We start from the raw sequence: 13,138 nt of genomic DNA on the forward strand, positions 1-13,138 counted from the left end.
GGCCCCACCTTTAATCGCTCATCCTGGCAACAGTGCGTTAAGCACCCACATATGACATATGCGGTCTATGCAATTTACAAACTCAACCGCATGAGATCGAAGTAGACGACCCGCTGGAATTGACACGTTGTGCCTCGGATTGATTGGCGCGTACTGTGGCGCAGGAATAGCGGAGCCATGTCGCCTGCTGATGTAGGAGTTCCGACGTTCACCAAGAGTCATATCGGGCCCTAAGCTATAGCTGACAGAGGAGTGAATTTCGCTGCTTCTATCTCGGCACTCGAAAGCAGACATAAATGAGCATCTGATATTGGCCCTAAGCGGGCTGCGGACTTAACGAATGCCGAGCTCTTCGTAGTCCTTGGCATAGCGGCTTTCTTGCATTCCAGGCTACTCCGCCGCCGCTAACCCATTCGCAAAGTGTTCGGCCATGCGCTGCGCGGTGAGCGCAGGGTCGCGGGCAGCCAGGGCGTCCATGATGGCGCGGTGCTCAGCCAGGGATTCTTCAATGCGCCCGGTCTTGAGCAGGGAGTTGTGGCGGTTGAGCTTCATGACCTTTCGCAGGTCGGCCACCATCTGGTCGCGCCAGCGGTTGTTGGCAATCTCCAGCAGGCGCATGTGGAACTTCTCATTCACCGCGAAAAATTGGTCGGTGGTGGCAGCCTTGTCTTTGCCGGGTTTGGCCGCTGCCTCCAGTGCTTTGTGCAAAGCCTGCAGTTCCTTGATTTCCGCGTCGGTGGCCTTGGTGGCCACAACGCCGGCCGCGTCGCTCTCCAGCAAACTCAGCAGGTGGTACACATCGGCCAGGTCTTGTTGCGACACCTCGGTCACATAGGCACCGCGGCGCACCTTCATGGTCACCAGGCCTTCGGCGGCCAACACTTTCAGGGCCTCGCGCAGGGGGGTGCGGCTGATGCCGAACTCTTCGGCAATCTTCAGTTCGTCAATCCAGCTGCCGGGCTCCAACTCGCGCTTGAAGATGCGCTGGCGCAGCAGCTCCGCCACTTCCTCATACAGAGGGCGAGGGGCCAGCGATACAGCGGGGCGGGCATCAGACATCAAGGCGGACATGCGGTGGCTTTGGGTGAAAAAACGAAAAAATGAGTCAATTCAAAAAGTTGGTCGATTGTAAGCTGCAACCAATATTCTGAATCAATAATTATGAATAATGTAAACTTGCCGCGCTGATCCTGCCAGCGGTAACCCATAGATTGCGACCCCGCCATGACCGACAAGACGCCTGAATTTCAATCCGCCACACTGGAAGCCTGGGCCAAGGCTGCAGCCAAGTCCGCCCCCGGCGGCAATGTGGACGCGCTGAACTGGATCACGCCCGATGGCATCGCGGTCAAGCCCCTTTACACCGCAGCAGACACCGCGGGCCTGAAGCATGCCGACACGTTGCCCGGTTTTGAGCCCTACCTGCGCGGCCCGCAGGCCACCATGTATGCGGTGCGCCCCTGGACCATCCGCCAGTACGCGGGCTTCTCTACCGCCGAAGAGTCCAACGCCTTTTACCGCAAGGCTTTGGCAGCCGGCGGGCAGGGCGTGTCAGTCGCCTTTGACTTGGCCACCCACCGTGGCTACGACTCGGACCATCCGCGCGTGACGGGCGACGTGGGCAAGGCCGGCGTGGCGATTGACTCAGTTGAGGACATGAAGATACTGTTCGACCAGATTCCGCTGGACAAGGTGTCGGTCTCCATGACCATGAACGGCGCGGTGCTGCCGGTGTTGGCCGGTTATGTGGTGGCTGCGGAAGAGCAGGGCGTGAGCCAGGACAAGCTATCTGGAACGATTCAGAACGACATTCTGAAAGAGTTCATGGTGCGCAACACCTACATCTACCCGCCCGCGCCCAGCATGCGCATCATTGGCGACATCATTGGCTATACCGCCAAGAACATGCCCAAGTTCAACTCGATCAGTATCTCGGGTTATCACATGCAAGAGGCGGGTGCCAATCAGGCGCTGGAGCTGGCCTTCACGCTGGCCGACGGCAAGGAGTATGTGAAGACTGCCATCGCTTCCGGTCTGGACGTAGACGACTTTGCCGGCCGCCTGAGCTTCTTCTGGGCCATCGGCATGAACTTCTATCTGGAAGTGGCCAAGATGCGCGCGGCGCGCTTGCTGTGGTGCCGCATCATGAAGGGCTTTGACGCCAAGAACCCGAAGAGCCTGATGTTGCGCACCCACTGCCAGACCAGCGGCTGGAGCCTGACGGAGCAGGACCCGTACAACAACGTGGTGCGCACCACCATCGAGGCGATGGCCGCCGTGTTTGGCGGCACGCAAAGCCTGCACACCAACAGCTTTGACGAAGCCATCGCGCTGCCGACCGAGTTCAGCGCGCGCATCGCCCGCAACACGCAGCTCATCATCCAGGAAGAGACGCACATCACCAACGTGATCGACCCCTGGGCCGGCAGCTACATGATGGAAAAGCTGACCCAGGACATGGCCGACGCCGCTTGGAAGATCATTGAAGAAGTCGAAGCCATGGGCGGCATGACCAAGGCCGTGGACAGCGGCTGGGCCAAGCTGAAGATCGAAGCTGCGGCTGCTGAGAAGCAGGCGCGCATCGACAGCGGCCAGGACGTGATCGTGGGTGTGAATAAGTACAAGCTCAAAAGCGAAGACGCAATTGAAGCGCGCGATATCGACAACGTGGCCGTGCGTGAAAGCCAGATCGCCCGCCTAAAAGAAATCAAAGCAAAACGCGACTCCGCGCTCGTGGAATCTGCGCTGGCTGCTATCACTTCTGCAGCAGAGTCCGGTACCGGAAACTTGCTGGACTTGTCCATCAAAGCGATCCGCCTGCGCGCGACGGTGGGCGAGGTGAGCGATGCGTTGGAGAAAGCCTTTGGCCGCCACCGCGCCGACACCAACAAGGTCAGCGGCGTGTACGCCGCCGCCTACGACAGCGCCCAAGGAGACACCATGGAGTACTGGAACGCCCTGAAGGCCGACATTGCCGGCTTTGCTGACAAACAAGGCCGCCGCCCCCGCGTGATGATCAGCAAGTTGGGCCAGGACGGCCACGACCGCGGCGCCAAGGTGGTAGCCACCGCGTTTGCCGATCTGGGCTTCGACGTGGACATGGGCCCGCTGTTCCAGACCCCCGAAGAGTGCGCCCGCCAGGCGATTGAAAACGATGTGCACGCTGTCGGCGTCTCCACGCTGGCCGCAGGTCACAAGACACTGGTGCCCGCCATCATCGCCGAGCTCAAAAAGCAAGGCGCCGACGACATCATCGTGTTCGTGGGCGGTGTGATTCCGCGCCAGGACTACGACTTTTTGTACGCCGCAGGCGTCAAGGGCATCTACGGCCCGGGCACGCCGATCCCGGTGAGCGCCCGTGATGTACTGAGCCAGATCGAAAAGGCCCTCGGGTGAGCCCTGAAGCCGTGCAGGCCGGTCTGCTGGGGGGCGAGTCTCTCCAGCAGCGCCGCGCTATCGCCAAAGCCATCACCCTGCTGGAGTCCACCCGCGTGGACCACCGGGCGCAGGGCGATGCGCTGCTCACCGCGCTCTTGCCGCATACCGGCAAGTCGTTCCGGCTGGGCATCAGCGGTGTGCCGGGCGTGGGAAAGAGCACCTTTATTGAAGCGCTGGGCTTGTACCTGATCGGCCAAGGCCACCGCGTGGCGGTGCTGACGATTGACCCTTCCAGCTCGGTGTCCGGCGGTTCCATCTTGGGTGACAAAACGCGCATGGAGCATTTGTCCATGCACGAGAAAGCCTTCATCCGCCCCAGCCCGTCCAGCGGCACACTGGGTGGTGTGGCTGAGAAAACGCGCGAGGCCATACTGGTCTGTGAGGCGGCGGGTTACGACATCGTGATCGTCGAGACCGTGGGCGTGGGCCAGAGTGAGACGGCCGTGCAGGGCATGACCGACATGTTTGTGCTGATGCAGTTGCCCAATGCGGGCGACGACCTGCAGGCCATCAAAAAAGGCGTGATGGAGCTGGCCGATCTGGTGGTCATCAACAAGGCCGACATTGACGCCGATGCCGCCACCCGCGCGCAAGCCCAGATCACCTCCAGCCTGCGTTTGCTGGGCATGCATGGCAACCCGAATGACCCGCACAGCGACAAGCACTGGGCGCCCAAAGTGATTTCACTCAGTGCGTTGCTGGGGCAGGGGGTCGACACCTTCTGGAACGCTGTGTGTGAATTCCAGACCCTGCAAACCGCCAATGGCCTGTTCAGCCAGCGCCGCCAAAACCAGTCGCTGGCATGGATGTGGGAGCGGATTGACGCAGGCCTGAAGCAGGCATTCAAGCAAAGCGGCCCTGTGCAGGCACTGTTGCCGCAGCACACGCAAGCGGTGCTTTCGGGCAGCTTGGCTGCTAGCACTGCAGCACGAAATCTGCTCTCAGCGCTCGAATTCACTGCGCAAGCAGCTCCTAAATAGATAGCAAATAACTCCCCATTTTCTGACCTGAAGGAAGACAAGCATGCAAGACATCCTCGTACAACTGGAAGCCAAGCGCGAGCTGGCCCGCATGGGCGGTGGGCAAAAGCGCATCGACGCACAGCACAAAAAAGGCAAGCTCACAGCGCGCGAGCGCCTGGAAGTGCTGCTGGACGAAGGCACGTTTGAAGAGTGGGACATGTTTGTCGAGCACCGTTGCGTGGACTTCGGCATGGACGAGCAGAAGATTCCCGGCGACGGCGTGGTCACCGGCTACGGCATGATCAACGGCCGTCTGGTGTTTGTGTTCAGTCAGGACTTCACGGTGTTCGGCGGCGCGTTGTCTGAGGCGCATGCCGAGAAGATCTGCAAGGTGATGGACCAGGCGATGAAGGTGGGCGCCCCGGTCATCGGTCTCAACGACTCGGGCGGCGCGCGGATTCAGGAAGGCGTGGCCTCTTTGGGCGGTTATGCCGATGTGTTCCAGCGCAACGTGATGGCCAGCGGCGTGATTCCGCAGATCAGCATGATCATGGGCCCCAGCGCCGGCGGCGCAGTGTATTCGCCTGCGATGACCGACTTCATCTTCATGGTCAAAGACAGCTCCTACATGTTCGTCACCGGCCCCGAAGTGGTGAAGACCGTCACGCACGAAGAAGTGACCGCGGAAGAGCTGGGCGGCGCACTCACCCACACCACCAAGAGCGGCGTGGCTGACCTGGCCTTTGAGAACGATGTGGAGGCGCTGCTGATGCTGCGCCGCCTCTACAACTACCTGCCCCTGAGCAACCGCGAGAAGGCCCCCGTGCGCAAGAGCGGCGACCCCATCGACCGCAAAGACCTGAGCTTGGACACCCTGGTGCCCGACAACCCCAACAAGCCCTACGACATGAAGGAGCTGATCGTCAAAACCGTGGACGATGGCGACTTCTTCGAGATCCAGCCCGAGTACGCCAAGAACATCATCATCGGCTTCGCGCGCATGGACGGCCAGACCATCGGCATCGTGGCTAACCAGCCGCTCGTGTTAGCGGGTTGCCTGGACATCAAGAGCTCCATCAAGGCTGCGCGCTTTGTGCGCTTTTGCGATGCCTTCAATATCCCCGTAGTCACGTTTGTGGATGTACCCGGCTTCATGCCCGGCACCAGCCAAGAGTACGGCGGCATTATCAAGCATGGTGCCAAGTTGCTCTACGCGTACGCCGAGTGCACCGTGCCCAAGATCACCGTGATCACCCGCAAGGCCTATGGCGGCGCGTATGACGTGATGGCCTCCAAGCACCTGCGTGGCGACGTGAACCTGGCCTGGCCCAACGCAGAAATTGCAGTGATGGGTGCCAAGGGCGCGGTGGAAATCATCTTCCGCGAAGACAAGGGCGATCCTGCCAAGCTGGCTGCCAAGGAAGCTGAGTACAAAGCCCGCTTTGCCAACCCCTTTGTGGCTGGCGCACGCGGCTTTATCGACGACGTGATCCTGCCGCACGAAACCCGCAAGCGCATCTGCCGCTCGCTGGTCATGCTCAAGGACAAGAAGCTGGAAAACCCGTGGCGCAAGCACGGGAACATTCCACTCTGATCGCCGAATAACAAGAAAAGGATAAGCACCATGTTCACCAAAATCCTGATTGCCAACCGTGGCGAAATTGCCTGCCGCGTCATTGCTACCGCCAAGAAAATGGGCATCAAGACGGTTGCCGTCTACTCCGATGCCGACAAGGAAGCCCGCCACGTAGCGCTGGCGGATGAGGCCGTCAACATCGGCCCCGCACCCAGCCGCGAGAGCTATCTACAAGCCGAGAAAATCATTGCCGCTTGCAAACAAACCGGCGCACAAGCCGTGCACCCCGGCTACGGCTTCTTGAGCGAGAACGAAGCCTTTGCCAAGCGCTGCGAAGACGAAGGTATTGCCTTCATCGGCCCCAAAGCGCATTCCATTGCCGCCATGGGCGACAAGATTGCCTCCAAGAAACTGGCCAACGAGGCCAAGGTCAACACCATTCCGGGCTACAACGACGCGATCAGCGGCCCTGAGCAGGCAGTTGAAATCGCCAAGGGCATCGGCTACCCCGTGATGATCAAGGCCTCGGCCGGCGGCGGCGGCAAGGGCTTGCGCGTGGCCTTCAACGACAAAGAGGCGTTTGAAGGCTTTGCCAGCTGCCAGAACGAAGCCCGCAACAGCTTTGGCGACGACCGCATCTTCATCGAGAAGTTTGTGCAGGAGCCCCGCCACATCGAGATCCAGGTGCTGGGCGACAGCCATGGCAACGTGATCTATTTGAATGAGCGCGAGTGCTCCATCCAGCGCCGCCACCAGAAGGTGATTGAAGAGGCGCCAAGCCCCTTCATCAGCGACGCCACCCGCAAAGCCATGGGCGAGCAGGCCGTGCAACTGGCCAAGGCCGTGAAGTACCAGAGCGCCGGAACCGTGGAGTTTGTGGTCGGCAAGGACCAGGATTTCTATTTCTTGGAAATGAACACCCGCCTGCAGGTGGAGCACCCGGTGACCGAGTGCATCACCGGCCTGGATTTGGTGGAGCTGATGATCCGCGTTGCCGCGGGCGAAAAGTTGCCGCTCACACAAGCCGACGTGAAGCGCGACGGATGGGCCATTGAGTGCCGCATCAACGCCGAAGACCCGTTTCGCAACTTCCTGCCATCCACCGGCCGCCTGGTGCGATTTGCACCGCCAGAGCAAACCATGTGGCAGGGCGACACCGAGCACTTGCAAGGCGTGCGCGTGGACACCGGTGTGCAGGACGGCGGCGAGATACCCATGTTCTACGACTCGATGATTGCCAAGCTCATCGTGCACGGCAAGGACCGCAATGACGCGATTGCCAAGATGCGTGAGGCTCTTAACGGCTTTGTGATCCGCGGTGTGTCCAGCAACATTCCGTTCCAGGCCGCGTTGTTGGCCCACCCCAAGTTCGTGAGTGGGGATTTCAACACCGGCTTTATTGCCGAGAACTACGGCAAGGGCTTCTTTGCCGAAGACGTGCCGCATGACGACGCAGCTTTCCTCACTGCGCTGGCCGCCTTTGTGCGCCGCAAGTCGCGCGAGCGCGCAGCGGGCATGTCCGGTCAGTTGCCGGGCTACGCCGTGGACGCAGGCAAAGACTATGTGGTGGTCACGCTGGATGCCGCCGGCAATAACCGCTACACCGCTGTGCATGTGGATGAGTTTGAAGGCGAAACCGGCTCAGCCCAAGTGCGCGTGGGCGCAAGCAGCTATGTTATTCGTAGCAAGTCGCGTCTGAACGACATCGCCATCACCGGCACGATGAACGGCAAAGCCTTCACCGCCCAGGTGGAGCGCGGTACCCCCAAGAACCCGCTGGCCCTGCGCGTGCAGCACAACGGCACCCGTATCGATGCGCTGGTCATGTCCCCCCGCATGGCCGAACTGCACAAGCTGATGCCGCACAAGGCACCGCCCGACATGAGTCGCTACGTGCTCTCGCCCATGCCCGGCTTGTTGGTCGATGTAGCAGTGGTGCCCGGCCAGAAGGTGCAGGCCGGTGAGCGAGTGGCCGTGATCGAAGCCATGAAGATGGAAAACGTGCTGTTTGCCGCCGCCGATGGTGTGGTGGGCAAGGTGCTGGCCGCTAAAGGCGAGAGCCTGTCGGTCGATCAGGCGATTGTGGAGTTCGTATGACCGCTGCCGAAGTCAAACGCCCCTTCAAGGTCTTGGGCATCCAGCAGATCGCCATTGGAGGCCCCGACAAAAAGCGCCTGCAAACCCTGTGGGTGGACATGCTGGGGCTGGAGGTTACGGGTACCTTCCAAAGCGAGAAGGAAAACGTTGACGAGGACATCTGCGCCATGGGCTCCGGCCCCTACAAGGTGGAAGTCGATCTCATGCAGCCCATGGACCCGGACAAGAAGCCTGCAGTGCACACCACGCCTTTGAACCATGTGGGTCTGTGGATCGACAACCTGCCGGTGGCGGTGGAGTGGCTCACTGCCAAAGGCGTGCGATTTGCACCCGGCGGTATCCGCAAAGGGGCAGCCGGCTACGACATCACCTTTTTGCATCCCAAAAGCAATGACGAATTCCCGATTGCCGGGGAGGGCGTGTTGATCGAATTGGTGCAGGCCCCGCCGGATGTGATCGCCGCTTTGGGCTGAAGCGCCGGTATGGCACTGATGCTTGAGGGGAAACACGGGGGGCAATGCCCCCTTTTTTGCGTGTCAGAAGTGTGCGAAACCGCTAAAGTAAAGCGAATTTAATAATTTACAAGGAACGCCCGTTATGAGCTTTGTGAAGTTGCTAGGCCCCGGTATGTGGGCTATGCGCAAGATGCGCTTTGGCGTCAAGCTCGCCCTGTTGGCACTGATTGTTTTGATTCCGTTGGTGTTTATCGTTTACCAACAGGTCAAAACGGTTTACGCCAGTATCTTGATTACCAAGTCTGAGATCGCAGGGACGACCGTGCTGACTGACATCACGGAGCTTGCGCGACTGGTCCAAGCCCACAGGGGGCAGACCAACATGAAGCTGCTGGGGGGCGACTCTGTGGTGGTGCCCATCGACAAAACCCGCAGTGCATTGACTGAGGCAGCCGCGCGAGTGAACGGGCACACAGAATTACTACCTGCAGATTGGGCTCAAACCAAGGGACGACTGGATGGCCTGTTTGCCAACTTGGCAGGCAAAAGCGTGTCGGAGAGCTTTTCGATGCACTCTGCGTTGGTCGCCGAGCTGATAAAGACGAGTTACCAAGTAGCTGACGCTTCGGGTTTGCTATACGACCCGGACCCGGCAGCTTTTTTGCAAATGGAGTTGATTGTTTATCGGCTTATTCCTTTGCGCGAGGCGGTAGGGATTGTGCGGGGAACAGGGGCTGGACTATTGAGTGAAGAGACGCTGGATGAAAAAGGTTTGGGCCGAATTCAAACCTTACTCGACAGTTTGCTAGAAAAGCGTCGCGAAGTTGAATTGCCGGTCTCGCTACTTACCGCCAAAGGCGCTGACCATGGCAACTATCAACCGGCGCAAGAGGCACTGGACGCGTTTGTCCGGACCACGCGCCTGCGGTTTAAGGAGGGGTCTGACTCCGGTGGGGCCAAAGCATATTTCGATCTTGGCAGCAAAGTGGTAGACGCCGTAGGCCAGTACCAGAAAGACATCAGCACGGCCCTCCAACTGAACCTCGAAAACCGTCTTGCAGCACTGCAGCGGGAAGTCCAGATCACATTGGCCCTCAGCACAGTCGCAGTTTTTGGCTTGCTTTACGCGATTTTCTCTTTTAACGTGAGTTTCTTGGCTGACTTGCGGCAGGTTCTGCGCTTTATGGAGGAAACCGCAAGCGGAAACATGCGATTTATTGCCCGAATACGTGGCAATGATGAGTTGTCGGACATGAGTCACTCCATGGCGGTGATGGTGAACAACATTTCGGTCATGGTGGCAAGTGTTAGAAGTAATGCAGCATTGGTTGCCGCTGCGGGCGACGGATTGGTCGCTTCCAGCGCCAGCCTCTCAGACCGCACAGAGCAGCAAGCTGCAAATTTGGAAGAAACTTCTGCAAGCGTTCAGGAGGTGTCCACAACGGTAAGGGACAACGCAAATGCAGCAGTCCAGTCAGACACAGCTGCCCAGCAAGTGAGCAAAACGGCTGAGAGTGGGGCGACTGAAATGTCTCACGCTATTTCCTCCATTGAAGCCATTGAAGCCAGCACCCGCCGTATGGATGAAATCGTGGGCGTGATTGATGGTCTGGCGTTCCAGACCAATATTCTGGCGCTCAACGCAGCCGTAGAAGCTGCACGAGCAGGCGAGTCTGGCCGTGGCTTCGCTGTGGTGGCGACGGAGGTCCGTTCGCTTGCCCAACGTTCTGCCGCTTCTGCCAAGGAAATTCGCCAGCTCATCACCACCTCTACTGCTCAAGTGGCAGCGGGTGTACAGCAAATTCGCACCGCTGCGAAGAACATCACTGCGATCGCTGACGGAGTGCGCGGCGTTGCGGGCAATATGTCCTTGATCTCCGCGTCCAGCGCGGAACAAAGTGCCAGCCTGGCGGAAATCACCACCGCCATCCGCCAGTTGGATGAGATTACCCAGCAAAACGCCTCCATGGTGGAGCAGGCGGTGAACCAAGCGACCGCGCTGCAGACCCGCGCCAGCGTGTTGGCCGATGCGGTGTCGGTGTTCAAGCTTCAGCAGGGTTCTGCGGACGAGGCGCGTCATTTGGTGGACCGTGCATTGGACTTGCGTCGCAGCAGCGGTAGCCGGGACAGCTTTATCCGCGAAGTGACGGCCCAGCACTCCGGTTTGTTTGACCGTGACATGTACGTGTTCGTGCTGGACCGCAATGGGCAGTACCTCGCATTTGCAGGCAATCAGGCCAAGGTCGGCACCCGGGTGCAGGATGTCGCCGGCATTGATGGCAATGCCTTGATCGACTCCATCATCCACCAGGCGGAAGCAAATCCGGGTTGGGTGGAGTACGAGATCGCCAACCCGCTCACCGGCCAGGTGCAAACCAAGATGTCTTACGTGCTGAAGGTAGACGATGTCTACGTGGGCTGCGGTGTCTACAAGAGCCTGATGAGCAGTCTTTGATCGGAGCTGGCAGGGTTCACCTGCCCGCTTCAACTGCCCGTGCCGGGTGTGGCTTTGCGGGCGCGCGCCCTGGCGAGGGCCGCCTCGATCACCGCCCGTTTTTTGTCCAGGATAGCCGGATCGGTGTGCTGGGAATGGGCGGGCAGGTCAGCCAGCTTCATGCGGGCTTTGGCCTCCATCGCCTGGGCATGTTCTTCCGTTTCGCGCGCTTGCCGCACCTGCCGGCTCTCATAACGTTGGCGAGCGTTGGCGGCTTCTTCGGGGCTCCATGCCGCCCAACCGGTACGTTCGCCGGAAACGGTTTCTACCATGATGCAATCCACCGGGCACACGGGAAGGCATAGCTCACAGCCGGTGCAGTGAGGCTCGATCACCGTGTGCATGCGCTTGTTGCTGCCGATGATGGCATCGGTGGGGCAGGCCTTGATGCACAGGGTGCAGCCAATGCACCAGTCTTCATCGATGAACACCACGGTGCGTGGCGCCTCCATCCCGAATTCCGGATTCAGCGGAATGACGGGTTGGCCGGTGATGGCAGCCAGACGTGCAATGCCCTCTGCACCGCCGGGCGGGCATTGGTTGATGGGGGCTTCACCACGTGCCATGGCGCCGGCATAAGCGGCGCAATCGGGGTAACCGCAGCGGGTGCACTGGGTTTGCGGCAGTGCGTCCAGAAGCTGCTGCGCCAACGCTGGCGCAGCCTCCGGGACGGTACTCACTTGGCGGTGCTGACCCGCTTGCTTGCTACTTTTTTGGTAGCTGCTCGCGCAGTCTTGGCGGGCGCTGGAGTCACTTTTGCTTCAGAAGCCGCTGCCGGGGCTGCCGCAGTGACCTTCACGGCTTTGGGTGCGCTCGTGGGCTTGTCGTGGCTCTTGATGAAGGCCTTGACCTGCGGGTACACCATATCGCGCCAACGGCGACCGGAAAAGATGCCGTAGTGACCGGCGCCCATGGCCTCATAGTGCTTTTGTAGCGACTTGGGGACGCCGCTGCAGATGTCGTGCACTGCACGGGTCTGACCGGAGCCCGAGATGTCGTCCAACTCACCTTCAACCGACAAGAGAGCCGTGGTGGTGATGTCTGAGGGCTTGACCCGTTCGATCTTGCCCTTTTCGCTTCGTACATCCCAGGTGCCGCTGACCAGCGCAAAGTCCTGGAACACGACGCGGATGGTCTCCAGGTAGTAGTCGGCGTCCATGTCCAACACGGCGTTGTACTCGTCGTAGAACTTGCGGTGGGCTTCGGCGGATGCGTCGTCGCCCTTGATCAGGTCTTTGAAATAGTCGTAATGGCTCTTGGCGTGGTGGTCGGGGTTCATGGCCACGAAGCCGGTGTGCTGCAAAAAGCCGGGGTAGACGCGGCGCCCCGCACCCGGGAAGCTGCTGGGCACGCGGTAAATCACATTGTTCTCGAACCAGCTGTGGCTCTTGTTCATGGCCAGGTTGTTCACCGCTGTGGGGGATTTGCGGGCGTCGATGGGTCCGCCCATCATGGTCATGGTCAGCGGCGTGGTCTCACCGCGGCTGGCCATCAGCGACACCGCGGCCAGCACGGGCACGGTCGGCTGGCACACGCTCATGACGTGGCAATTGCCGTACTTGCCTTGCACGTGGCGGATGAACTCCTGCACGTAGTTAACGTAGTCATCCAGGTGGAATTCGCCATCCGACAGGGGCACCAAACGGGCATTTTTCCAGTCGGTGATGTAGACCTTGTGGTCCTTGAGCATGGTTTTGACGGTGTCGCGCAGCAAGGTCGCGTAGTGGCCCGACAATGGCGCAACGATCAGCACCACCGGCTGACCCTTGATTTTTTCCAGGGTCGCGGTGTCATCGGTAAAGCGCTTGAAACGACGCAATTCACAGAAGGGCTTGGCGATCTCCACGCGCTCATGGATGGCGATGTCCACGCCATCGACGTCAATGGTGCGCAGGCCGAACTCGGGTTTTTCGTAGTCCTTGCCCAAGCGGTGCATCAGGTCGTAGCTGGCTGACAGGCGCTGGGCGAACGGGCTTTGTCCGGCCAGAGACAGCGGATTGCTATACAGCTTGGCCGCTGCCAGTGCCAGATCGGAAAACGGCTCCATCAGGGAACGTTGGGTTTCGTAGAGCTGGTACAGCATGGAGAACTCGCTTTCGGGGAAATGTTGCAGTGC

General features: G+C 59.9%; 9 protein-coding genes. 6 read left to right on the forward strand and 3 right to left on the reverse strand.

Annotated elements, in window-relative coordinates:
- Positions 1–390 precede the first annotated feature (390 nt).
- The gene (locus RAN89_RS10665) at positions 391–1,071 is read right to left on the reverse strand and encodes a GntR family transcriptional regulator (RefSeq protein ID WP_313866296.1); all 681 of its coding nucleotides are present in this window, start codon (positions 1,069–1,071) and stop codon (positions 391–393) included.
- A 153-nt stretch (positions 1,072–1,224) separates the two neighbouring features.
- On the opposite strand from RAN89_RS10665, the gene scpA reads away from it, so the two are divergent.
- The 6 genes from scpA (at position 1,225) to RAN89_RS10695 (ending at position 10,983) form a co-directional block, all read left to right on the forward strand.
- A complete protein-coding gene (gene scpA / locus RAN89_RS10670) occupies positions 1,225–3,396 on the forward strand; it encodes a methylmalonyl-CoA mutase (RefSeq protein WP_313866297.1) in 2,172 nt (723 codons plus the stop codon).
- Positions 3,393–4,418, forward strand: coding sequence for a methylmalonyl Co-A mutase-associated GTPase MeaB (gene meaB / locus RAN89_RS10675; protein WP_313866298.1), 1,026 nt, complete (start codon positions 3,393–3,395; stop codon positions 4,416–4,418). The genes scpA and meaB overlap by 4 nt, the downstream gene beginning before the upstream one ends.
- A gap of 43 nt (positions 4,419–4,461) precedes the next feature.
- A complete protein-coding gene (locus tag RAN89_RS10680) occupies positions 4,462–5,994 on the forward strand; it encodes an acyl-CoA carboxylase subunit beta (RefSeq protein WP_087493582.1) in 1,533 nt (510 codons plus the stop codon).
- Positions 5,995–6,024: 30 nt separating this feature from the next.
- Entirely contained in the window at positions 6,025–8,073 is a 2,049-nt protein-coding gene (locus tag RAN89_RS10685; RefSeq protein ID WP_313866299.1) for an acetyl-CoA carboxylase biotin carboxylase subunit, read from the forward strand.
- Positions 8,070–8,546, forward strand: coding sequence for a VOC family protein (locus tag RAN89_RS10690; RefSeq protein ID WP_313866300.1), 477 nt, complete (start codon positions 8,070–8,072; stop codon positions 8,544–8,546). Before RAN89_RS10685 ends, RAN89_RS10690 begins: the two co-directional genes overlap by 4 nt.
- A 124-nt stretch (positions 8,547–8,670) precedes the next feature.
- Complete coding sequence (locus tag RAN89_RS10695; protein ID WP_313866301.1) at positions 8,671–10,983, forward strand: methyl-accepting chemotaxis protein; 2,313 nt, start codon at positions 8,671–8,673, stop codon at positions 10,981–10,983.
- Positions 10,984–11,012: 29 nt separating this feature from the next.
- On the opposite strand, the gene rsxB is transcribed toward RAN89_RS10695, so the two are convergent.
- The gene (gene rsxB, locus RAN89_RS10700; protein ID WP_313866302.1) at positions 11,013–11,702 is read right to left on the reverse strand and encodes an electron transport complex subunit RsxB; all 690 of its coding nucleotides are present in this window, start codon (positions 11,700–11,702) and stop codon (positions 11,013–11,015) included.
- The gene (locus RAN89_RS10705; protein WP_313866303.1) at positions 11,699–13,105 is read right to left on the reverse strand and encodes a polyhydroxyalkanoate depolymerase; all 1,407 of its coding nucleotides are present in this window, start codon (positions 13,103–13,105) and stop codon (positions 11,699–11,701) included. Before RAN89_RS10705 ends, rsxB begins: the two co-directional genes overlap by 4 nt.
- Positions 13,106–13,138 lie beyond the last annotated feature (33 nt).

Origin of the sequence: Rhodoferax mekongensis, assembly GCF_032191775.1 — a bacterium.
In the GTDB taxonomy this organism is placed as follows: Bacteria; Pseudomonadota; Gammaproteobacteria; order Burkholderiales; family Burkholderiaceae_C; genus Allorhodoferax; species Allorhodoferax mekongensis.